22 protein-coding genes are annotated in these 20,933 nt (G+C 41.0%); 3 read left to right on the forward strand and 19 right to left on the reverse strand.

Going from position 1 to position 20,933, the window contains the following annotated elements; genetic code table 11:
- Positions 1-178 precede the first annotated feature (178 nt).
- The 7 genes from AC1DQW_RS10915 to AC1DQW_RS10945 all read right to left on the reverse strand — a co-directional run bounded on the left by AC1DQW_RS10915 (position 179) and on the right by AC1DQW_RS10945 (position 5,219).
- Complete coding sequence (locus AC1DQW_RS10915; RefSeq protein ID WP_477454115.1) at positions 179-616, reverse strand: carboxymuconolactone decarboxylase family protein; 438 nt, start codon at positions 614-616, stop codon at positions 179-181.
- An 81-nt stretch (positions 617-697) separates the two neighbouring features.
- Positions 698-1,270 (reverse strand): Crp/Fnr family transcriptional regulator, encoded by a 573-nt coding sequence (locus tag AC1DQW_RS10920; protein ID WP_477454116.1) that lies wholly within the window; start codon positions 1,268-1,270, stop codon positions 698-700.
- Between the two features lie 282 nt (positions 1,271-1,552).
- On the reverse strand, positions 1,553-1,975 hold the full coding sequence (locus AC1DQW_RS10925) for an SRPBCC family protein (RefSeq protein ID WP_477454117.1): 423 nt from the start codon (positions 1,973-1,975) through the stop codon (positions 1,553-1,555).
- Entirely contained in the window at positions 1,972-2,316 is a 345-nt protein-coding gene (locus AC1DQW_RS10930; RefSeq protein WP_477454118.1) for an ArsR/SmtB family transcription factor, read from the reverse strand. Before AC1DQW_RS10930 ends, AC1DQW_RS10925 begins: the two co-directional genes overlap by 4 nt.
- Before the next feature lie 298 nt (positions 2,317-2,614).
- Positions 2,615-3,274: a YdeI/OmpD-associated family protein gene (locus tag AC1DQW_RS10935; RefSeq protein ID WP_477454119.1), complete on the reverse strand. Its 660-nt coding sequence runs from the start codon at positions 3,272-3,274 to the stop codon at positions 2,615-2,617.
- A gap of 188 nt (positions 3,275-3,462) precedes the next feature.
- Entirely contained in the window at positions 3,463-3,996 is a 534-nt protein-coding gene (locus AC1DQW_RS10940; RefSeq protein ID WP_477454120.1) for an RNA methyltransferase, read from the reverse strand.
- A 56-nt stretch (positions 3,997-4,052) separates the two neighbouring features.
- Positions 4,053-5,219, reverse strand: a complete 1,167-nt coding sequence (locus tag AC1DQW_RS10945) for a galactokinase (RefSeq protein WP_477454121.1) — start codon at positions 5,217-5,219, stop codon at positions 4,053-4,055.
- A gap of 205 nt (positions 5,220-5,424) precedes the next feature.
- Between AC1DQW_RS10945 and AC1DQW_RS10950 the strand changes: the two genes are divergently transcribed.
- A complete protein-coding gene (locus AC1DQW_RS10950) occupies positions 5,425-5,715 on the forward strand; it encodes a YciI family protein (protein ID WP_477401943.1) in 291 nt (96 codons plus the stop codon).
- Between the two features lie 133 nt (positions 5,716-5,848).
- Here the strand turns inward: AC1DQW_RS10950 and AC1DQW_RS10955 are convergent, their stop codons facing one another.
- The gene (locus AC1DQW_RS10955; RefSeq protein WP_477454122.1) at positions 5,849-6,271 is read right to left on the reverse strand and encodes a hypothetical protein; all 423 of its coding nucleotides are present in this window, start codon (positions 6,269-6,271) and stop codon (positions 5,849-5,851) included.
- Positions 6,272-6,358: 87 nt separating this feature from the next.
- Positions 6,359-7,222: an aldo/keto reductase gene (locus tag AC1DQW_RS10960; protein ID WP_477454123.1), complete on the reverse strand. Its 864-nt coding sequence runs from the start codon at positions 7,220-7,222 to the stop codon at positions 6,359-6,361.
- Positions 7,223-7,403: 181 nt separating this feature from the next.
- Between AC1DQW_RS10960 and AC1DQW_RS10965 the strand changes: the two genes are divergently transcribed.
- Positions 7,404-7,835 (forward strand): DUF6526 family protein, encoded by a 432-nt coding sequence (locus AC1DQW_RS10965; RefSeq protein ID WP_477454124.1) that lies wholly within the window; start codon positions 7,404-7,406, stop codon positions 7,833-7,835.
- Between the two features lie 90 nt (positions 7,836-7,925).
- Here the strand turns inward: AC1DQW_RS10965 and AC1DQW_RS10970 are convergent, their stop codons facing one another.
- From AC1DQW_RS10970 to AC1DQW_RS10990, 5 genes are all read right to left on the reverse strand, one after another.
- On the reverse strand, positions 7,926-8,330 hold the full coding sequence (locus AC1DQW_RS10970; protein ID WP_477454125.1) for a DUF1761 domain-containing protein: 405 nt from the start codon (positions 8,328-8,330) through the stop codon (positions 7,926-7,928).
- Between the two features lie 240 nt (positions 8,331-8,570).
- Positions 8,571-11,294, reverse strand: coding sequence for a carboxypeptidase regulatory-like domain-containing protein (locus tag AC1DQW_RS10975; RefSeq protein WP_477454126.1), 2,724 nt, complete (start codon positions 11,292-11,294; stop codon positions 8,571-8,573).
- A gap of 279 nt (positions 11,295-11,573) precedes the next feature.
- Positions 11,574-12,530 carry a hypothetical protein gene (locus tag AC1DQW_RS10980; RefSeq protein ID WP_477454127.1) on the reverse strand — a complete coding sequence of 319 codons (957 nt, stop codon included), beginning with the start codon at positions 12,528-12,530 and terminating at the stop codon, positions 11,574-11,576.
- Between the two features lie 179 nt (positions 12,531-12,709).
- The gene (locus tag AC1DQW_RS10985) at positions 12,710-15,175 is read right to left on the reverse strand and encodes an ABC transporter permease (protein ID WP_477454128.1); all 2,466 of its coding nucleotides are present in this window, start codon (positions 15,173-15,175) and stop codon (positions 12,710-12,712) included.
- A gap of 81 nt (positions 15,176-15,256) precedes the next feature.
- Positions 15,257-16,201, reverse strand: a complete 945-nt coding sequence (locus AC1DQW_RS10990) for a hypothetical protein (protein WP_477454129.1) — start codon at positions 16,199-16,201, stop codon at positions 15,257-15,259.
- A gap of 170 nt (positions 16,202-16,371) precedes the next feature.
- Here AC1DQW_RS10990 and AC1DQW_RS10995 point away from each other — a divergent pair, with 170 nt between their 5' ends.
- Positions 16,372-16,839: a CYTH domain-containing protein gene (locus AC1DQW_RS10995; protein WP_477454130.1), complete on the forward strand. Its 468-nt coding sequence runs from the start codon at positions 16,372-16,374 to the stop codon at positions 16,837-16,839.
- Between the two features lie 15 nt (positions 16,840-16,854).
- Here the strand turns inward: AC1DQW_RS10995 and AC1DQW_RS11000 are convergent, their stop codons facing one another.
- The 5 genes from AC1DQW_RS11000 to AC1DQW_RS11020 form a co-directional block, all read right to left on the reverse strand.
- Positions 16,855-17,148, reverse strand: a complete 294-nt coding sequence (locus AC1DQW_RS11000) for a hypothetical protein (protein ID WP_477406102.1) — start codon at positions 17,146-17,148, stop codon at positions 16,855-16,857.
- A 430-nt stretch (positions 17,149-17,578) separates the two neighbouring features.
- Positions 17,579-17,797, reverse strand: coding sequence for a hypothetical protein (locus AC1DQW_RS11005; RefSeq protein ID WP_477406104.1), 219 nt, complete (start codon positions 17,795-17,797; stop codon positions 17,579-17,581).
- Positions 17,798-17,937: 140 nt separating this feature from the next.
- Positions 17,938-18,489, reverse strand: a complete 552-nt coding sequence (locus AC1DQW_RS11010) for a GNAT family N-acetyltransferase (RefSeq protein ID WP_477454131.1) — start codon at positions 18,487-18,489, stop codon at positions 17,938-17,940.
- A 6-nt stretch (positions 18,490-18,495) separates the two neighbouring features.
- Positions 18,496-19,653: a M28 family metallopeptidase gene (locus AC1DQW_RS11015; protein WP_477454132.1), complete on the reverse strand. Its 1,158-nt coding sequence runs from the start codon at positions 19,651-19,653 to the stop codon at positions 18,496-18,498.
- 123 nt (positions 19,654-19,776) lie between these two features.
- Positions 19,777-20,718 carry a hydroxypyruvate isomerase family protein gene (locus tag AC1DQW_RS11020; RefSeq protein WP_477454133.1) on the reverse strand — a complete coding sequence of 314 codons (942 nt, stop codon included), beginning with the start codon at positions 20,716-20,718 and terminating at the stop codon, positions 19,777-19,779.
- Between the last annotated feature and the right edge of the window lie 215 nt (positions 20,719-20,933).

Here is a 20,933-nt window from a genome sequence, read left to right on the forward strand (position 1 = left end):
ACTTCGTAAGTCTGGGCTTCTCACGATTGCCGCGCTGCGCTTATAATGACGTAATTGTAAGTAGTTGATTGTCAATATATATGTCATTGCGAGGCACGAAGCAATCGCAGGCTGTACAGAGCGGATCTGCATAGTTCGGGATTGCTTCGTGCTTCGCAATTACATAATGTATAATCCCTTACAAAGCTGGCTGCATCCCTGTTGAAATAGCAAACCTGTTCCATGCATTAATTGCTATAATGGCCAATATCACCTGTGCAATATAAGTTTCGGGCAACACTTTGGCCACGGCTTCATAGGTAGCGTCAGAAACGTGGTTTTGTATCAACGTAACCTCTTCTGTAAGGGATAGTATTGCTCTTTCCTCTTCGGTAAAAAATGGTGTTTCTCTCCAGGCGTTAAGGGCATAAATGCGTTGCTCGGTTTCGCCGGCTTTACGGGCGTCTTTGGTATGCATATCTATACAAAAAGCACAGCCATTTATCTGCGAAGCACGAATCTTGATCAGTTCGCGGTGGGTTTTACTTACGCTGCTTTTAACGATATACTGATCAAGGTTTAATAATATTTTGTAGGCTTCCGGGTCTGTTTTACCGATGTTTACTCTTGTTTTCATTTTCTTGTTTGTTTTAATACCCAAAGGTGGTAACAAAACATGTTTCAAAAAATGAATCAGGATTAAGAAAACACAAGTCGATTAGCTTTTTTTAGCCCGTATTTTGCTCATAAATTGCGGGGTAAATCCAAGATACGATGCCAGCATGTATTGAGGAACCCGTTGCATAAAAGCCGGGAATAAACTGCTGAAATGCCTGTATCGTTCCTCATCGGTCATGCCGTAAATATATTTAATACGGTTTTGGAACGCGGCAAAAGCCCGTTGCTGTATTATCCTGAAATAGCGCTCCAGTTTAGGTATCGTCATAAAAAGCTCTTCGAGTTTGTTTTTTGTTATGCTTATAACTTCTGTATTTTCAATCGCCTGGATATAGTAAAATGAGGGGCGGCCGCTTTCCAGCCCATCATAATCTGTTATCCACCAGTTTTCTATTGCAAACTGGGTTATCTGCTCATTTAGTTTTTTGTTGATGAAATACAGGCGCAAACACCCCGTGTTTATAAAGTAAAGCTCCTTGCAAACATGATCCGGCTGTAGCAAGAAAGCTTTTTTTTTAATGGTTTTCATTTCTACAGCTGCATTGATCAGTTGTTCATCAGCTTCTGTAAGCTCAATGAACTTCTTAATATGATCTGTAAGATTGGAGTGCATAATTGTAGATAGAATTAAGAATCCGTTTAAATTTTATTCAATAATGTTTTATACGTTTTTGAAATATATAACTCACCGTCATTGCTTCGTGCCTACCCATGAGTTTTTGCAATTAAAGCTTTTTGTCATGCTGAACACAGTAAAGCATCTGTTATTCGCTATGTTTCTTCGCCCAGCACAGTCTGCGAATAGATCCTTCACTGCGTTCAGGATGACAAATCTTTTAAAACTTCATTCCCCCTTCAGAGTCCCCGGATTTTAGTTCTCGCAATAGCGATCTAATCATTTTTCCAGGTATTCTTTTAATGATCGGCCAGTAATATCGGTCCAGCCGGCAACAAAATTCTCCTTTTTGAAGGCATCCACGCGAGGGAAGGTTTCGAGGCCCGAATGGGTAAGTTTAAGGCGGGTTTGCTCACCCAGGGGGAACAACTCCCATGTAACTTCCGAATCGCCTTCATAGCCGTCGTAACGCCAGGTATAGGCAATTTTACTGCCCTCAACAACCTGGGTTACCCTGCACAGGTGGCGATACTTTACGTTATCATCACCAGCGGTGAATTCAAACTCAAAGCCTACTTCCGGTTTAAATTCTGCCAGGTCAAAGTACCATTCCTTCATTTTGTTCTTGTCGGTAATAGCTTCCCAAACTTTGCTGATGGGGGCGTTGTAAGTACGTTCAATTTCAAAAGGTTGTGCGCTCATAATTTTTCATTTTTAGGATTTATAGTTTCTGTATTTTGTTCATTGATAAGGAATACATCCAATGCATCAAGTTTTTGCGTCCAAAATTTGCTGTACTGTTCGGCCCAATCAGTAACTTCTTTAAGTTGTTTTAAATCGGCCCTGCAAAAACGCTCCCGCCCTTGTTGTTTAATAACCAGCAGGCCGCATTCGGTTAATATTTTGATATGTTTAGATACAGCCGGTCTGCTTATATCAAAATTATCGGCCACGGCATTAAGGTTCATGCTTTGGTGCGCAATCAGGTTGATGATTTCGCGGCGGGTAGGGTCGGCAATGGCTTTAAAAACGTCTCGGTGCATAACATAATGGCAATATGAAACCATATGGTTACAAATATATATGAAGCCTTTTGGTTACGCAATAAGAAAATAAAAAAGTTAGTCACATGATTATAGAGAGCTAAATTCGGGGATTCTGAAGGAGAATGGCATTTTAAAGATTTGTCATGCTGGACAGTGAAGGATCTATTGGCAGGCTGTACCGGGCGAAGAAACATAGCGAATAATAGATGCTTCACTGCGTTCAGCATGACAAAAGGCTTTTTTTGCAATACGCCATAGGTAGTAACCACAGAGAGTGTTGTATGGGCTTAAACGCTTACTTATCCGAAGGATTCTTCTTCTTATCCAACAGCATATTCACCATTTTAATTAAACGGTCGTCACGCGTTTTTTCCTGCTTGGCGGTTAATATCCACAATGCATATTCTTTTTTATTGCTGTAGGAGAGTTGCTGAAACCAGGCGAGGGCAGCAGGTTGCTGTTCAAGAGCATATTTGATATAATCCGGGAGGGTTATGATCTTGTTATCAACATCAACATAAGCACTATACTCGTTATTACGGATACCTTCATTGCGGCCTTCGGAGGTTTTAACCTGCTCTATTGGTCGAAAGCGTAACGCTGTCCAGGTTTCATTCACAGCGGCAGAAGCAACGGGGCGTAGGCCGTATACCGTTGGTTCATCCCAACTGCTCATCATCTCCAGGTCGGATTTTATGCCTGAACTTTTTTTAGGGTAGATTATCCAAAAAGTAGTGTTATCCTTTAATAAAGAAACAATTACTTTAAGCTCGTTTGTTAGCTCTGCTCTATTAGTAACAAATAACAGGATGCCGTCGAAATCGCCAACAGTATTAAATGCCACCTGGGCGCCATCGGGCAGGGGCGTTAAGCTATCCAAAAAATTAGCAGGGGCGTTATAGAGCAGCCAGCGTGATTCGGGTTTTATTTGTAGTTTTTTAGCTAAGGCGTTCATCGGTTTATTTTAATGGCGATAGCTAATTTAGGAAATATGTTTTGCATATGTAATTACAAATGGTAACATCTGAAGACGCCGGGGTAAATTGAACTGATAAGTTTAACACGATAATATTATTGGGGGCCTCGTTGAGGGCTTCGCCGTTTTAAAACTTTGTAAGTAGTTGATCACATGCAAACCGCCAACTACTTTACCACCAGCTTTGCAAAAAAATCCCAGAGTACAATGCCCGCAGAAACTACAATGTTGAAAGAATGTTTAGTGCCAAACTGGGGGATCTCGATACAGGTATCTATGTTTTGCATCACTTCGTCGCTTACACCGTTTACTTCGTTACCAAATATAAGAGCATATTTTTTAGCAGCATCAGGGATGAATTCATTGAGCATGGTACTATTTTCGGCCTGCTCCACGGCGATGATCTGGTAACCGTCGCGGCGCAGTTGTTCAACGGCCTGCAATGGGGTTTCATAATAGATCCAGTTTACAGATTGGGTGGCGCCAAGCGCGGTTTTCTCAATTTCACGATGGGGAGGTTGTGCGGTAATACCGCAAAGGCAAATTTGCGTTACGGCAAATCCATCCGAAGTGCGAAAGATAGAGCCGATATTGTGCATACTGCGTACATTATCCAACACTACGGTAACCGGCAGCTTATCCTGCTGTTTAAACTCATCAACCGAAGCACGGTTCAGCTCATCTAACTTTAATTTGCGCATATAGTTTGTCCATGGTCTATAATCCACAAACCACGGACAAAAGTATTAAAAAGTGCTTAACTAACCACTGCGTTTAACAAGCCTACGCCGTTACCAATCAGTGAGCTGTAAACTGATGGCGCGTAACCTATTTTATTGGTATAATATTCGGTAACGCCTTTGCTGTAATCTTCAAATGCATCACCCTTTACCAAAGCAATGGCGCAGCCGCCAAAACCGGCACCTGTCATACGGGCACCAGCAACATTGGGGTTGGTTTTACTGTATTCGGCCACAGTATCAAGTTCGATACCACTTACTTCGTACAAATCGCGCAGCGAATCATGAGATGCATACATGAGTTTGCCAAACGCAGCTAAATCATTATTGGCCAAAGCCCTGGCGGCAAGTTTTACCCGGTCGTTCTCTTCAATAACGTGTTTGGCACGCTTAAGCACAACAGCGTCAGTAATCAGATGTTGGTATTTTTTTAGCGTTTCGGCATCAATATCGCACAAGTGGTTGATATTCAGTTCCTGCTGAAGGGCAGTTAAGGCCATCTTGCATTCTTCTACGCGTTCATTATATTTTGATTCTGCCAGTTTACGGGGTTTGTTGGTGTTAATAATGGCCAACACGTAATCGCCCAGGTTGCTGTCAACAGCCTCATAATCCAGGGTGTCGCAGTTAAGCATCAGCGCTTTGTTCTTTTCGCCAAAGGCAACAGCAAACTGGTCCATAATGCCGCAGTTTACGCCAATGAAGTTGTTTTCTACTGATTTGGAAAGTTTTACCAGGTCAAGCTTGCTGTAGCCGCTGCTGAAAATATCATTCAGCGCAAAAGAGGTTACTACTTCTATAGATGCAGAAGATGACAAGCCCGAGCCGATAGGGATATCGCCATAAAACAGCATATCCAAACCCTTAAGCTCATGGCCGTCTTTTACAAAACTATTGATAACGCCAATAGGGAAGTTATACCAGTGTTCGCCTTTTTTTACATAGGATTTCTGCAAAGGGACATCCTGTTTTTCTGCAAAATTTAAGCTCCTGAAACGGAAAACGCCATCGTCATTAGGTGATGTTAGCAGGTATGTGCCAAAAGTAATTGCGCACGGCATAACCAGGCCGCCGTTGTAATCAATGTGTTCGCCAATAAGATTTACACGCCCTGGCGAAAAGTAGGCATTGTCGGCTTCTTTGTTAAAAATCTTATTAAATTCCTGGTGCAAAGTGTTCTTCATTATTCAGGTTAGTTTATTGGAAAACAAATATTGTAAAAATTGTCAACTTTACAGTTATAAATATAAATTAATTTGAAAAAAATGTCCAATTAGAGGATATGTCGTAAAATTTTGTCTGCATTTTTAATTTTATAGCTTTACAGCGACCAAAACAGGCAGAAGCCTGCCCGACAGGTTAGCTAATTAATTACCAAATTTTAACCCCATGAAACAATACCTGGTTACCGGATATGACTATACCGACGAAGGCGCGCTGCAACGCCGCATGAATGTACGCCCGCATCACCTTGATGGTGCCAAAGCTCTTAAAGCAAGTGGAAATTATGTTTTAGGCGGCGCTATATTAAATGATGAAGGTAATATGATAGGCTCGGTGATGATACTGCAATTTGAAACCGAAGAGGAGCTTGATGCCTGGAAACAAAACGAGCCTTACATCACTCAAAAGGTATGGGAATCTGTTGATGTAAAGCCATATAAAGTAGCGGCGGTTTAGTTAACACTGGGCAGTATGCAAGATTATGCCATTGCCTCTCTAAATCTCCCCGGTAGGGAAGAATTTTGATCTTTGGATTTTTAGCCCTCCCTTTCGGGGGGGCTGGTTGGGCTCGTATGATATTTTGAGCCTGCTACCTCCCCAGTTTCCATCTTTTCATTTGCCAGTAGCCATCACTGTCTTTTGCGTAAAAAGCGGTGTAACCAATTCCCATCATGTTAAAATCAAACGAGAATTCATTTACGGAAGGATCATCGGGTAAAAAGTTTGGTAATACGCTGTCGGCAACTAAAGCTATATGTTCGCCCAGCTCATCTTTTTCTGCCTTTGATACTTTAATCCCGATATTTTTAATGTATTCATTAAAGTTAGCAAACCTGTAATCGGGTTGGATAGATGATTCATCTTTAAGTTTACGGGCAGCGTTAAAAGTTTCTTCCAGGCTTTGTTGTTTGTAGGCTTCCATAGCCTTAAGAAGGTCGGCTGCAGATATTTCGGGCATGCCATCTGCACTGGCGGTGTAAAAGCTGTTTAGTATTTCTTCTTTGGTTTTCATGTTCGTTATGTCGCTTTCAACTAAAACAAAAAGATGCCATAAACATAATGACATCCTTTTGTTTTTATCTGCAAAAAAAGAAGTTTTTTATACTTCGCCCAGCGTGTTCAATATATCTATATCATCCTCTGATAATTGGATATTGGCGGTTTTCATATTTTCTTCCAGGTGTTCAATGCTTGATGTGCCCGGAATTAACAAAATATTTGGCGAATGGTGCAGCAACCAGCTTAATGCAACCTGGTGAATGGTGGCGTTATGCTTGTCGGCAATACGTTTTAATACCGCTTCGCCCTGTACGTTGCCGCCGCCCAGCGGGAACCACGGGATAAAGGCTATATTATGGTCGCGGGTATATTCCAGTTCGGCCTCCCATTTACGGTTATCAACGCTGTACATATTTTGTACCGATACTACCTCGAAAAACTCCTGTGCCTTTTTTATTTCATCTATACTAACTTCGGATAGGCCGATGTGTTTAATCTTGCCTTCCTGTTGTGCTTTTTGTAAAAACGCAAACGATTTTTCGGCCGGTACTTTTGGGTCGATACGGTGTAACTGGTAAAGATCGATTCTTGGTAATTTTAAACGCTTCAGGCTGCCCTCCAGTGCCTGCATTAAATGCTGGGGTGATGAATCAATAGGCCATTCGTCTGGGCCGGTACGCAGCAAGCCGCCTTTAGTGCCAATAACCAATTTGTCGGGGTAGGGTGCAAGGGCCTGGGCAATTAACTCTTCAGATATGTTAGGGCCGTAGCTATCGGCCGTATCAATAAAATTTACGCCCAGTTCAACCGCACGTTTTAATACGCGGATACATTCAAATTTATCGGCCGGAGGGCCCCAGATGCCTTTTCCGGTAATGCGCATGGCGCCATAGCCCAGGCGGTTTATAGTGAAATCGCCGCCTAAACTAAAAGTTTTTTCAAATGAACTTGTTGTAGTAGCCATAATGTTGGTGTTGGTTATAAATTCAACTCAAATATGGCCGCATTGTTTAAGGAAAATACACATAATTCATTATAAGTATCAAGTAGTTAGTGTCAAGTATCAAAATCTTGAGGCCATACCGATACCTGATACTAACTACTTGCTGCTAAAAAGCTATCTTTCCGCTAAAAAAGAAATCCAAATGACCGATCAAAATTTTGCCAATCACAGGCGTCATGTAACAGGCTATCATTATGTGCTAAATGTTTTCATTTTAGCGGGATTTATATTAGCAATAATAAATGTAGTAAAGCAATGGCAAACCAACGGGCAGATTACCTCAGTGCTGCTTTTGCTTGTTTTTGTTTGCTTCTTTTTTATATTCTGGTTTATGCGTGCATTCCCCTTGAAAGCGCAGGACAGAGCCATACGCGCTGAAGAAAGTCTACGATATTTTATACTTACCCGCCAACCCTTAAGCCGCCAGCTTACAATTGGCCAGATAGCTGCCTTACGTTTTGCACCTGATGAAGAAATGGTACAGCTTGTTGAAAAAACATTAACCGAAAACCTTCAACCGAATGATATTAAAAAAGCCATCCAAAAGTGGAAGGGCGACCATCACCGGGTATAGTAAATTGTTGAGGTTGTGATTTAATTAATTATGTATTAGTTAATTACGTCAGTTGTGGAAATAAATTGAGGCTTTGTCCATTTTAACCACCTACCTCCATGCTCCCAAAATAGCACCCATCAGCGTTAACGATACCAGGCTGTAGCCGCCATTAATAAATATCAACCGCCAGCTTTTTAGCTCGAACAGGCTCATGATGGCAATGGCGCTAAATGTCCAGATGCCGGCCAGGAAACCTGCAGCTGTACCCCAGGCTAAGTCGGTTTTGGCATCGGCTAAAAATGCGGCAAGGTTTGCAGCCATAATTAAGGAGAACAAGGCCGTCATCCCAAATGATCGTAATTTGTTTGCTGCTTTTAATTCATCAACGTTGAGTTTATTATCGGCTACCCAGGCGTTAGCAAACAGCACAGGCGAATACCAGATACCGCCAACTAAAAACGAAGACAGGGCAGCTACTATAACCGCCAGCCAATTAATTAATGAAGGATTCATGATGATAAGTTTATGTGTTTAATAAAATTAAACTTTTTTTACGATAAAAGACGATAGGAAGTTGGGACGGAAGGACGAAGGATTTTCAGACAAAGGATTTTTAGACAAAGGACTTAAAGATATTTGGATAAATGATGAAAAGACAAAGGACAAAGGATCTGTTCCTTTGTCCTTCCGTCCTTAATCCTTTGTCCGAACGTCTTTTGTCCGAAAATCCTTCAGTTCGAATGTCCAAAAAACTTACTTCACGTTAAAGTGCACTACCTGCCTGCCTAAGTTGCCATCGCCGTCAATGCCTTCAATTATGGCACGGTATGAGCCGCGTGCATCGCTGTTGTAAAAGCTAAAGGTTGCCACACCGTTTTTATCGGTAATGATCTTAGGGTTCCAGTAAATGGTGTTGCGCAGATCGAGACCTATAACACTGCTTTTGCCCACCTCATATTTAGGTACATAAAAATCTTTTGCTTTGCTATAACCTTGTACGGCAAACGTAATTACGTTTTGCTTTGGTATAAGCGCCATCAGCTGCGAAAGGGAGATCTTTTGTTTTTTAACTATTTTTTTATTAATAACCAGTACACCATTTGTATTGGTCAGGCGGTTAATTCCACTTAAACCATCTTTCATAAATATCTCTACCGATTCAACCTCGTCGCCGGTAATGGTAGATAAAAAGCTAACCTCAACAGGCATACTGCCTACATAAATTTGTACCGGCAGCTTTTTACCCTGGTTATAATCGCGGGTTACATAAAAGTTATTATCAACATATGTTAATCCCAGGGCCATTGTGCTTAAGCAGTTGATCAAAATAGGGCATCCTTTTAGCTGATCGGAATTTATTTCGTGATCAGCCTGCGGACTTAAACCCGAAAAGGTTCCATAATCACTATGGCTTGCTTTTTTAACAATGGTTTTGGCCTTTATCACTACCTCTTTAAGTACCCTTGAACTTTGGTATTGTTTACGGCTGTTTTCAAGATAAGGGCGTATAACACTGTCGATATTTACTATTTCATCGGCTACGTTGTTGTTTTTGCTGATCTTCTGATAAATTTCGCCGTTTACATTGATCACCATGTTTTTACTGTTTACGTTATTACGGGCGCTCAGGGTAATCTTTGAAGTATCTCTCACAGCCACATCCGCGAATTTAAAATTACCCGACATGTCTGTTAGCGTTTCGGCCGAGAAATTATTATCAGGAACAAGCAGCCTGATACTGCCTTTACTTACCGGTAAACCTGTATTGGTACGCAATATACCCGATACTTCAATGCCCTGCTCGGGAGCCACATAAATTGGCGGGGTTTTATCGGCCAGGATATCCTCAAAACTAAAACGACTGTAGCCCTGGGTAAGCATCAGGATATCAAGGTTATCCAGCTTTTCCTGGTCGGGTTTGTTAAAGTAGTAGTTGGGTTTTTCTATGTAGCCTTTCAGGTCTGACGTTAAGAGTATGTTGCTTAAAATAGTTTGCTCATTGTTTTCATCTGATGGTATGGTAGCATCATCCAAAACAGCAACCGAAAAACTGCCTATAACAGGAGCGGTTTTGTTAAGTGCCGTTACCGACATTTTTACATTTTGCCTTATGGTATAGGATGGTTTATCGGTTTTTAAAGTAAGACTTAACTGATCATTATGCTGAATGAAAACTACGCGCTGACACAAAGCATAGCCACCTGATGAAAAAAGCGTTACCTGCAAAATACCCGTAGGAAACTTGTTTTTAGGGATACTGGCCGAATAGCTAAGGTTTTGCAGCACTGTTGAAGCAGCATAATAAATAATGCCGCCGCTTTGCGCTACCAGGTAAAAGCTTTTGTTTTGCTTACGCTGTAAAAATATATCATTGGCCGATATTTTAACAGTCAGGTTTTCAGGATCGTTATTATAAACAGCCAGGCTTATACCCATATTTTGTACCCGGGGCAGCTTATAAGTAGCTGTTGAGCCGTTTGGGAAGGTAACGTTTGCCGTATAGATCTTACCGCTTTCGGGTGTTATGCCAAATACGCCCATACCCAAATGACTTGATGTAAATGTGGCAACTTCGGCACCTTTATCATCGGTAATATTTCCTTTAACATCTGCACCCAAACCTTTTGCGTTAATGGCCTTAAATGCAATTTTTGTACGTATGCCGTTGGTTAACTGCCCGCTTTCGGGAAAAAACTGTACATCAAAATTAGTAATGGAGCCGTTTAACGGGAAAGTGTTGGTAACAAACTGGCGGTCGCCCATATCAATAGCTGTTACTAATGATCCGGATGTTATAGTTTCTGCATTATTTTCAGGTATCTCTACCAAAAGGTTACCATTGGCATCTGTTGTGCCCCGGCCTTTACTTACGGCGTCGCCGTTGCGCACCAATTGCCAGTTTACTTTTTTATCGGCATAGGGTACGCTCGATGGATTTTTATAGAGGATGTTTGCATTAAGCTTTATAAGTCCCCCTCTTTTGCCCGAACTTTTGAAGGATATATAGGTGTTTACCTTGTTATCAATAGCATTACCTACATTTATGGTACGGTCATAAAAATAATCCGGATCAAAATTACGCATCCAGTTTGTATATGCCCTTATCCTATAGGCGCCCTGCTTAAATGTTTCGCCGTCGAGCGTTATATTGCCGTTGGCAAAACCGTTTTTGAGCCGCAGCCTAAGGCCTGCCAGTACCGAATCCTGGCTATTAAGCAGGTCGACATACACAATACCGCTAAGTGCCGATGGCTGATGCTTTTCAACAGTAACATAAGCCTTAAGCCAAATGGTATCGCCGGCGGCATAGTAAGGTTTATCTAAATGAAGGTAAACCTTTTCGATAGGGAATGCTGCCGAATATTTGGAGGTTTTTTCGATAATGGTGTTAATGGGGATGCTATCCTGCTGGGCCAGTGTGGCTAAGCTAAAAGATAATAACAGGGATACTACGAGTAAAAATTTTCTTGATATCATTAATATAATATAAAGCGGCTAACAGGGGCTAATATAAACATTTAGGGTTGTTGCATACCGGGCACACATATGATTTAACATTTTTTTACAACCCGGCAAAATTTTGAACGAAGTTTTATAGTTTAAATTACATTCAATTGGTACGCAAAATTGCCTAATAACATACTTTGCAGCGTGAAAGTTAAGGGCAATTGTATGCACCGGTTTTATAATAACATAATTGTTACTTTTTATGCCCCCAAAACAAGCCCTGTAATACGGTTGGCTGCTACTTGGCTGCTACTTGGCTGCTGCGGTTTTTCCCTCCACATGCACAGATATCATGCTGGAATGTACTATTCCAAGCGTTGATCCAGGTTTAACATTTAAGTAAAATTTAAAATAGCTGTCCATAATACCGCTGGCAACCCGGCTGTAGGCCTGCTCAAATTCGGGGCCGCTTAAGCCAAGGTCAATAAGGGGTTTACCATAATACATCCCGCCTTTATCATCAACATACATGGTGAAAGAGTAATAAAAATCCTTATAAGCCTTTTTAATAACAATATCATAAGTAGGATCGAGATAATCGTCGGATGGGTCGAAATTGTTTTCAATTTCGGGTTTGGTAGTACGGCGGGTAACTTTTACCTGCGGACTTTTGCTGATAAGCTCAACCGGTTGCCTGGCCGAAAAAGCTTTTTTATAATCCCTGTTTGCCTTTACAGCTAAAGATTGGATGAACAGGGTATCCTTGCGACTGGGGCGCCTTAATATGGATGTATCGCTACGCAATACGTTTTTTACATAGTTATCGGCAAAAAAACGCATGTACACCTTGGTGCCTTTAATATCCAGCGAATCGCCTTTTTGTTTAATGATCTCGAGAACAAGGCTGTCTTTATTAATTTTTTGAACCTTTAACCATGATCGTGCCGCATTAAAAATGGAGTCGTAACCGCGGGTGAGCGGGAAGTTGATAAAAGTCCTTTTTGTAGGACTGTATATGCTTACCGAATCGTCTGACACAAACTTCATTTTCCATTGAGGTTCCAACTGGTAGCCATATTCATTAAACGAAAGTCCGTTTTTTTGCCTGCGGGATACTTCTGAATAATTGATACCATTATAGGGCTTAAAATCTATGAGTTGCTTTTTACCTTTATTGGAGCCGCCGCAACCTGTTTGGATAATTGAAATAGCAGTAAGCAGTGTAAAACCAACCAGCTTTAATGTTTTTTTATTGATAGATAGCATACGGCTTAAAGATATATATAATTCAATAAACCGGTAAAATGATGAGGGATTTTTGGATAAAAGACGATAGTGTCGTGTCAACCTAAATTGACGTAGCCTTTAGTCGAAAGTCTTAAGTTCGAAGTCAAAAAAGAGCAAACCCGGCTTATAACGTACTACTTAGTACTGTTGACTTAACGCTACTCACTTTTTAAGCTTTTTACAGGATTAGCAATGGCTGCTTTTATAGTTTGAAAGCTTGATGTAATTATGGCCACAATTAGCATTCCGCCGCCACTTAATGCAAATATCCACCAGCTTACAGGGGTGCGGTCGGTAAAGCTTTGTATCCATTTATTTATGGCCAGCCAGGCAATCGGGGTTGCTACCATAAACGCAAGCATAATAAGTAAAACCAACTCTTTTGACAACAGCGTCACTATCTGGCCAACGGAGGCGCCTACTACTTTACGGATGCCAATCTCTTTGGTGCGCTGGTTTGTGGTGTATATAGTAAGGCCTAAAAGGCCCAGGCAACTGATTAAAATAGATAAGCCGGTTGTCCAGCTAAGAAGGGTAGAGGTGCGTTGTTCGCTTTCATAAAACTTGGCTATATTTTCGTCAAAAAAGTGATAATCAAAATCTTGCCCCGGGTAGGCTTGTTTCCATGCGCTTTGCATAGTTGCGATGGCTTTTTTCCAATCGCCGGAGGTAGTTTGTGGGTTTAAGGCGATATGGAACGTTCTGTTAAAATATTGTCCACCCTGAACTATCAGTATTACAGGTTTAATCACGTTATGTAGTGATGACTGATAAAAATCGGCAAGTACACCGGTAACTTGTCTTTTGCCATGAAAGGTTATGGTTTTTCCAATCGCATCGGCAGGATTTTTAAAACCAATTGCTTTGGCATAGGTTTCATTAATGAGCATGCCGCTTAGGGTATCACGTTGTTCCAACGTTCTGCCTTTTATCAATTTTAAATGATAAATCCTGGTGTAATTTTCATCACCGTACTTTGGCAATACATCTGTTTTAATCTCTTTTGTACCATCGTTGTAAGTGGATTGCTGCATATCTGTATAATCAGATGCCGGCGCATCAATGCCCATACTCAACTGCTTAACCTGCGGAATAGCCATTAATTTGTTTCTGAAAAAGTATTGAACCTGCATTGACTGGTTTTGCCACGGAGTTTCTATAATAAGAATAGCATCTTTTTTATAGCCCAAATCTTTGTGCAATGCATAATATACCTGTTTGCTAACCAACAATGTTGCCATCACAAAAAATTGTGCTATAACAAACTGCGTAACTGTTAAACTTTTGCGTAAAAAAGCGTTCCTGGTTTGTGTACTATCAAAACGCGACTGGTTTTTAAGCACCTGCAGCGTTTTATAACCCGATAGTACCATAGCCGGGTAAATACCGGCGATAAGACTTACCGTAATTGTTAAGGCCGATAAAAACAAAATAAGGTTTAACCTGGTAAAATCAGCGTTGATACCAGCGGGTATAAAGCCCGAGAATATGTTGAGTAAAACGGGGGTAAGGGCTACTGCAATTAAAACAGCAAAAAGTGTTACAAAAAAAGTTTCAAACAAAAACTGTAATACCAGCTGCTTGCGGCTGCTACCCAAAGTTTTTCGGATACCTATTTCCCGGGCCCTTTGGGTAGCCTGAGCAGTTGTTAAGTTGATAAAATTGATGCAGCCCAACAGCAACAACATAATTGCAATTGCAATTAAGCCATACAAAGTTGGCTTGCTGGCTGTAGGCCGGTTGTAAAATATGCCGTACCTGTTATCGAAATGAACATCGGCCAACGGCTGTAAATGAAACTGATAAGGCTGGCTTTTGAATAACTGATCTGTAGCAGTATAGGCCTTTAATATAGTATTTAACTGTTTTTCAACCGAGGAAGGAGAGGTGCCTGCTGATAATTTTATAAAATATTGGTCCCAGGCCAAATTTGTATTGGGGTGCCAATCGGCAAACTTATATTTTAAATCTTTATTAGCCTTTAATGTATTTAACGAGATAAAATCATGAAAAGCAAGATCAGTATTACCGGCGGGTAGTTCCACAATGCCGGTAACAACAGATGTTTGTTGATCATAATGCCTATCGTAAATGATTGTTTTGCCTATTACTTCGGCAGGAGATAGATTGGGGAAATATAACTTAGCCCTGGCAGCGGTTAAAACCACCTGGTTAATGCCGGTTAATGCCGTTTTTGCCGAGCCAGCAAGCCAATGGTAATTGAACAGCTTAAAATAACGTTCATCAGCATACAGCATATCGTCCTGTTCTTTATAACGTGTTGCAGCCGCCTGGCCATTAGATATCACAACATCAAGGTGCGCAATGGTTTCAAAAGGGGCAGCTTTTTCTATCCCGGTGGCTTCCTTTTCTGCCTCATCTGGCAGCGGCCACGATGAGGCGCTACTATATGATAAATTGCCATTAACCGTATAGCTGGTTACTACACGATAAATGCGGTCACCATCTTTATGGAATTTATCAAACGTAAAATCAAAATGTACAATGAGGTAAATGACCAACGCGGCGCTAACGCCTACAGATAAGCCAATGATGTTAATAAGCGTGAAAAGTTTGTGGCGCCAGAAATTTCTAATGGCAAATTTAAAATAGTTTTTAATCATAGGTATTACTATGGTCTACAGATCACGCGTTTAATGTTAATTTATAAATTTAATAGGCTCAGTTTTAAATTAGAAATTTAACTAACCCCCCGTTTTGCCTTCTACGTGTACATTAATTACACTTGCATGGGGTATTCCAAGGGTTTTACCCGGAATCACCTGCAGATAATATTTAAGATAGCCATCCATAACCGACTGTGAAAGACGGATGTAATTATCTTTAAAAGATTTGTCGAAAAAAGGTATTAATGGTTTGCCGTAGTGCATCTGTCCGGCTACATCAACAATAGCGGTGAATGAATAATAAAAGTTAGTATTTGCTTTGCTGATGGCAATGTCATATGTTGGGCTCATATAATTATCAGTGGTATCGAAATGATTAAACAGGTCGCCCTCTGCAACCCATTTTTTTACCCTTACCTGTGGGCTTTTGCTAATAAGTTCAACCGGTTGCCTTGCCGAAAAAGCTTTCTTATAATCTTTACTTGCAGCGTCTGATAATGATCTTACAAATGAAGAGTCTTTACTTGTAGGCTTTTTTAGTTTTGCTGTATCGCTATGAAGTTCGTTTTTGATGTAATCATCTGCATAAAAGGTCATGTAAACTTTGGCGCCCCCTGTATCAACGGTATCACCGTAGGCTTCAAGTATTTCCAGCTTAAGGCTGTCTTTGTTCATTTTTTTAACCTTGAGCCATGTTCTGGCGGTGTTAAAAATAGAATCGTACCCACGGGTGAGCGGGAAGTTAATAAACCGGCCCTTTGTGGGGCTGTAAATACTTACAGAATCATTAGAAACAAAGTTTATCTGCCATTGCGGCTCCAGTTGGTAGCCGTTCTTATCAAAGGAAAGCCCGTGTGCGGTGCGTCGCGAAATTTCTGTATAACTAATTCCCAACACCGGTTTAAACGATATCCGGTCTTTTTCGCCACCATGTTTAACAACGTTGGGTTGCTTACAACCCTGGTTAATAAGATTAATTGATAATATCAGAATTAACCCTAAAAGTTTTGTGCTCGGTTTCATATGGCTATTATTAATTGGTTAAAAGGAATATAACGGTTATAGGGATATAACATTAAATATAGCTTATTGATTTAATATTTTGTTGATATTTTATAAAATAAGAGTACCATTGCCCGGTAAAATTTAAAACCATCTGCCCGGCCGCAGGTTAATTAAAAAACAAGAAACTGATGGGAGTTGAAATTGAACGCAAGTTTTTGGTTGATAAGGAACAATGGCAGCAAATGCCCAAGCCGGTAGGGACATACTTTAGACAAGGATACATTTTAAGTGATGATACCAAAACCATCCGCATCCGCGTAACGCCTGATAAGGGTTTTATCACTATAAAGGGCAGTACAAAGGGTATTAGCCGATCGGAATATGAGTACACCATTCCGGCTGTTGAGGGCGAAGAATTGCTTAATAATTTTGCCGTATCTGAACTAACGAAGCGCCGCTATCGTATTGAAGTTGCTGGTAAGGTATGGGAGGTAGACGAGTTTTTAGGAGATAATAAGGGCCTGCTGCTTGCCGAGATTGAGCTTGACAGCGAAGATGAAAAATTTATACTTCCGCCATGGGTTACCATTGAAGTTACCGGCGACGAAAGGTATTACAATTCATACCTTTCTGTAAAACCGTTCGGTAAATGGTAAATTCAAGGTCGATTTTTAGGCGCTCTCAGGTAGTCCAAGCAATACGTCGGGTTCAGATTCATCTTTAACCGTTTTTACATATTTATTTCCTTCGGGACAGAGGGCCGGGATCAGGCTGGTTTTATTACCCTGCTCGTCAATAATGTAAGCTTCACCGGCCTCGTTCTTTATCCAGTCGTAAAGTTTGGTGCGTTCGGTTATTCCTTTAACATTAATACGCTCGTTAATCCACTCTAATGAATCAATAGCTACGTATGGGTTATGATGTAATGTGGTATCGGTTTTAATACAAAGTATGCGTACAGCCATATTAAATTGCTTTAATGAATGAGATGCTGTAAAATTAAAGGAAATGTTAAAGCCGATGAATAGGTGTTTTCACCCATTTTTGCGTACGTAATATTACTTATTTATAGCTGTTATTAGTAAAGATTGGTGTTGAGGGTACAGGGAAAGTGCTACTGTTGTGTTCGCAACAGGTGAAACAGTAAGAAATTACATCTGTCTAACAATCAGGAAATTGTGAATTGTCATAAAATCAAAAACGCAACAAAACCGCAACGGCAGGCGAAAAAGAGCGGCTATCAAGAGGCAAAACTTTTGGTTTTAACTTTACCATAGCAATTTCCGATGTTAAAGTATTCGATATTAAGGATAGGGGAGTTGGGGAAAAAAGCTTGATACATACAAAAGCCCTGGTTAAGCTTACTTAACCAGGGCTTTTGCGGCTAATAAAATACTAAGCCCAGCCAGTACCTTTTTTTGCATTACCATTGGCGATATGTTCTTCGGCAGTAGCTTTGCCCATAATGGCAGCCATTTTATTTCCGGCACCATCTGTACCCGTTGCTATGTACCTTCCCGATTTAATATCAATCACTGGATCAATCATCGGTACATTCTTAGTTTTTGTTTTTACTGAATACGCGGTAATACCGCTTCCTTTTTCTGTTGCCATGATAAGTTCTTTTTTGTTTTTTAGTTTAACCCCATTTATACTGAATTGTTTTCAGCCCATCTATAATTGGTTTCGAGTTGTAAACATGCATTAAAATTTTTTAAATCAAAATACTTCGTATGAATATTTTGTTAACACATTTACAATTTTGTTAATAAAGAATAAATAATGGTATCTGCAAACCTTCCGTTATGCAAATGATTCTCTTTAAAATGGCCCTCACGCTTAAAATTATTGGTTTCGAGCAGTTTGATGGAGCCTATATTTCCGGGGCTTACATTGGCCTGTATGGAGTGCAGGTTCATCGCCCCAAATCCAAAATTAATAACCGCTTCTACAGCTTCCTGCATAATACCAATGCCCTGGAAAGCCGGATTTAGCAGGTAACCTATTTCGGCCCGGTGATTATCTTTCTCTATTCGCCAAAAACCAATACTACCTATAAATTTAGAGTTGTTTTTGAATGATATGCACCAGGTAATACCGTTATTACCTTCCAGCAGATCGTCAATAACTTTTATAAGCCCCAGGGCATCATCCAGCGTTTTAGTTAGGGGGCGGTTGATATATTGCATAATATCGGCATTGCCGCGTAATTCCAAAAGATCGGCCGCATCAGCATCAATAAACCGGCGTAGTATTAACCTTTGGGTTGTTAAAACAGGAAAGGGCTGAAAATTTGGACTGAGCATAAAAAATCAGGGCTTTGCTTTTTGCATCAAAAAATTATTAAACTTTACAATGAGCCTGAACAGATCGTTATACTTATTGAGCGGCAGGGTGGCGCTGATATCAAAAACATCATGATACGCTTTGATACCGCCCAAAGTGTATATAAAAAATGCAGGCACACCTTTTTCTGTAAATAAATAATGGTCGCTATTGGCAGCTTTTCCACGGGGTACTACCTTTGCAAAGTAATGGTACTCATTGTTAATCTGCCGCATGGCGGCAAATTCTTTTTGATAAACAGTTGCGTTTACCACAGTAATTCCGTCGATGCCTGTACCATTAAGATCAAGATTGATCAAAAACCGGATATTTTTTAAGGGGATCAGCGGGTTTTCTGTAAAGTACCTGGAGCCGAGCAAGCCTGCCTCTTCGCCCGAAAAACCAATGAACGCCATGGTATATGGCTGCGGATTTGCAGCGTAATATTTGGCCAGGCTTAATAATTGGGTAAGCCCGCTGGCATTATCATTAGCCCCCGGGAAATAGGTATCGCTGCCCATACCACCTAAATGATCATAATGAGCCGTAATTACAATAATCGAATCGGGTTTTATTGTTCCTTTTACCACACCGCAAACGTTGGCCGTTTTAAAATCGGGGATAACCTCATTTTCTATGGCAACTTTAAGGGTGGCAGGCATTTGTGTAAATGCTTTTTTATCAACCTGTATCAGCGTAAAATCAAGCGCTTTACCTTCAACAGACCAGGTAAGCTTATCCTCTAACGAAACGATGACCCTGTTTTTACGGTCGACAAAATGTGTACTGTCAGTTTGTTCCAACTTGCCTTCACCGGTAACCCCTTTACTGTCCGGACTTACAATAAATTCTTTACCGGGGATAAGTTTAACGCCATTTATAGCCACATTCATTTTGCCGGGGAAAATATTTACCGGGTAACTAAACTCCTGCAGATAGTTTTTGCCATCCATTGGCTTTACACCGTAACTTTTAAATTGTGAAGCTATAAATGCCGCCGCCATGTGTACCCCATCGTGCGTGTAACCGCGCCCCCAAAAGTAGGGTGAGGTAAGAGTATCAACCAGTTTACGGGCAAACAGGCTGTCCTGGGCGTTGCTAAGGCCGGATATGAAAAGGAATAAGATGGTAAGTTTAAATTTCATTTTGGAAAAGAAGATGATTCAATTAAATAAAACCCACGCAAAGCCACTCAGGAGTAAAGAAAAATAATGCATGAATTTTACATCCTGAAATATTGACGGGAAATTATCTGATTCTCATTTTTTCTACATAAAGCTATCTGCTTCCCTATAAGCTTTGATTAAAGCCAGCTCGCCCTCTTTGCCCTGCCCGGCTGTGCCATGCTCCATACCCAAAACGCCTTTATAACCCTTGCTATAAATGTGCTTAAATATGTTCTTGTAATTTACTTCGCCGGTACCCGGTTCTTTACGGCCGGGGTTATCACCAATCTGGTAGTAGCCAATTTCGTCATACACTAAATCGAGGGTAGGGATAATGTTGCCCTGGTTACGTTGCACGTGATACATATCGTAAAGGATTTTGCACGATGGACTGCCCACAGCCTTGCAAATGGCGTAGGCCTGGTCGGGTGTACGCAGGAACAGGTCGGGGTTATCGCTCAGTGGTTCCAATACCATGATAACGCCATGCGGTTCCAATATGGCGGTGCCTTTTTTTAGGGCTTCTATTACATTGCCTGTTTGTACGCCAATGGGCAGGCTGCGTACAAAATCGCCGGGCACTACCGTTACCAGTTTGCTGTTGAGGCGTTTGGCTATTTCAACAGCTTGCTTGCACGAGTTTATGAAATTTTCAACCTGGTCGGCCTTGCCCGATGCCAGCATGTTGCTATCATTACCCAGGCCCGGCTGCACAAAAACGCCCATGGCCATACCCAGTTTGGCAAGTGTATCGCCTATTTTTTTCTGTTGATCTTCGGGGCGGCGACTCATACCATTATCTTCTATCGAGCGGAAACCTTTATCGTACGCAAATTTTATCTGTTCAATAAAATCATCGCCTGCATGATTTTTAAACATGCCATCATGGATGCCATAATTAAGGGTGAATGGTTTATCGGAGGCTGTAGTAGCTACACCGGCTGGATCGGTACACCCGGTAAGCGTGGCTGCATTTAAAACGCCTGTTGTAAGTAATGATGCGCCTGCAAGTACCGAGCTTTGGACAAAGTTTCTGCGTTTCATAGGTTTGGATTGGTTTGAGCAGGCAAGATAGGTTTTTGAGGATAAAGGACAAAGGATTTGTGGACTTATGAACAAAGGATTTTCGGACAAAGGACAAAGGATCTTCGGACGAAGGAACTTATAGACAAAGGATTTATGGATAAAGACAAAGTGGTGAAGTACACTTACTTTGCGTCTCTGTATCCGTTGCGCGAAACAAAAATGAATATTTTTCC

Source organism: Mucilaginibacter sp. P5_A4 (assembly GCF_056400605.1).

What these genes read in the sequence shown, in the direction of transcription:
- AC1DQW_RS10915 (WP_477454115.1), bottom strand. Translation starts at nt 616, where the DNA reads ATGAAAACAAGAGTAAACATCGGTAAAACAGACCCGGAAGCCTACAAA.
- AC1DQW_RS10920 (WP_477454116.1), bottom strand. Translation starts at nt 1,270, where the DNA reads ATGCACTCCAATCTTACAGATCATATTAAGAAGTTCATTGAGCTTACA.
- AC1DQW_RS10925 (WP_477454117.1), bottom strand. Translation starts at nt 1,975, where the DNA reads ATGAGCGCACAACCTTTTGAAATTGAACGTACTTACAACGCCCCCATC.
- AC1DQW_RS10930 (WP_477454118.1), bottom strand. Translation starts at nt 2,316, where the DNA reads ATGCACCGAGACGTTTTTAAAGCCATTGCCGACCCTACCCGCCGCGAA.
- AC1DQW_RS10935 (WP_477454119.1), bottom strand. Translation starts at nt 3,274, where the DNA reads ATGAACGCCTTAGCTAAAAAACTACAAATAAAACCCGAATCACGCTGG.
- AC1DQW_RS10940 (WP_477454120.1), bottom strand. Translation starts at nt 3,996, where the DNA reads ATGCGCAAATTAAAGTTAGATGAGCTGAACCGTGCTTCGGTTGATGAG.
- AC1DQW_RS10945 (WP_477454121.1), bottom strand. Translation starts at nt 5,219, where the DNA reads ATGAAGAACACTTTGCACCAGGAATTTAATAAGATTTTTAACAAAGAA.
- AC1DQW_RS10950 (WP_477401943.1), top strand. Translation starts at nt 5,425, where the DNA reads ATGAAACAATACCTGGTTACCGGATATGACTATACCGACGAAGGCGCG.
- AC1DQW_RS10955 (WP_477454122.1), bottom strand. Translation starts at nt 6,271, where the DNA reads ATGAAAACCAAAGAAGAAATACTAAACAGCTTTTACACCGCCAGTGCA.
- AC1DQW_RS10960 (WP_477454123.1), bottom strand. Translation starts at nt 7,222, where the DNA reads ATGGCTACTACAACAAGTTCATTTGAAAAAACTTTTAGTTTAGGCGGC.
- AC1DQW_RS10965 (WP_477454124.1), top strand. Translation starts at nt 7,404, where the DNA reads ATGACCGATCAAAATTTTGCCAATCACAGGCGTCATGTAACAGGCTAT.
- AC1DQW_RS10970 (WP_477454125.1), bottom strand. Translation starts at nt 8,330, where the DNA reads ATGAATCCTTCATTAATTAATTGGCTGGCGGTTATAGTAGCTGCCCTG.
- AC1DQW_RS10975 (WP_477454126.1), bottom strand. Translation starts at nt 11,294, where the DNA reads ATGATATCAAGAAAATTTTTACTCGTAGTATCCCTGTTATTATCTTTT.
- AC1DQW_RS10980 (WP_477454127.1), bottom strand. Translation starts at nt 12,530, where the DNA reads ATGCTATCTATCAATAAAAAAACATTAAAGCTGGTTGGTTTTACACTG.
- AC1DQW_RS10985 (WP_477454128.1), bottom strand. Translation starts at nt 15,175, where the DNA reads ATGATTAAAAACTATTTTAAATTTGCCATTAGAAATTTCTGGCGCCAC.
- AC1DQW_RS10990 (WP_477454129.1), bottom strand. Translation starts at nt 16,201, where the DNA reads ATGAAACCGAGCACAAAACTTTTAGGGTTAATTCTGATATTATCAATT.
- AC1DQW_RS10995 (WP_477454130.1), top strand. Translation starts at nt 16,372, where the DNA reads ATGGGAGTTGAAATTGAACGCAAGTTTTTGGTTGATAAGGAACAATGG.
- AC1DQW_RS11000 (WP_477406102.1), bottom strand. Translation starts at nt 17,148, where the DNA reads ATGGCTGTACGCATACTTTGTATTAAAACCGATACCACATTACATCAT.
- AC1DQW_RS11005 (WP_477406104.1), bottom strand. Translation starts at nt 17,797, where the DNA reads ATGGCAACAGAAAAAGGAAGCGGTATTACCGCGTATTCAGTAAAAACA.
- AC1DQW_RS11010 (WP_477454131.1), bottom strand. Translation starts at nt 18,489, where the DNA reads ATGCTCAGTCCAAATTTTCAGCCCTTTCCTGTTTTAACAACCCAAAGG.
- AC1DQW_RS11015 (WP_477454132.1), bottom strand. Translation starts at nt 19,653, where the DNA reads ATGAAATTTAAACTTACCATCTTATTCCTTTTCATATCCGGCCTTAGC.
- AC1DQW_RS11020 (WP_477454133.1), bottom strand. Translation starts at nt 20,718, where the DNA reads ATGAAACGCAGAAACTTTGTCCAAAGCTCGGTACTTGCAGGCGCATCA.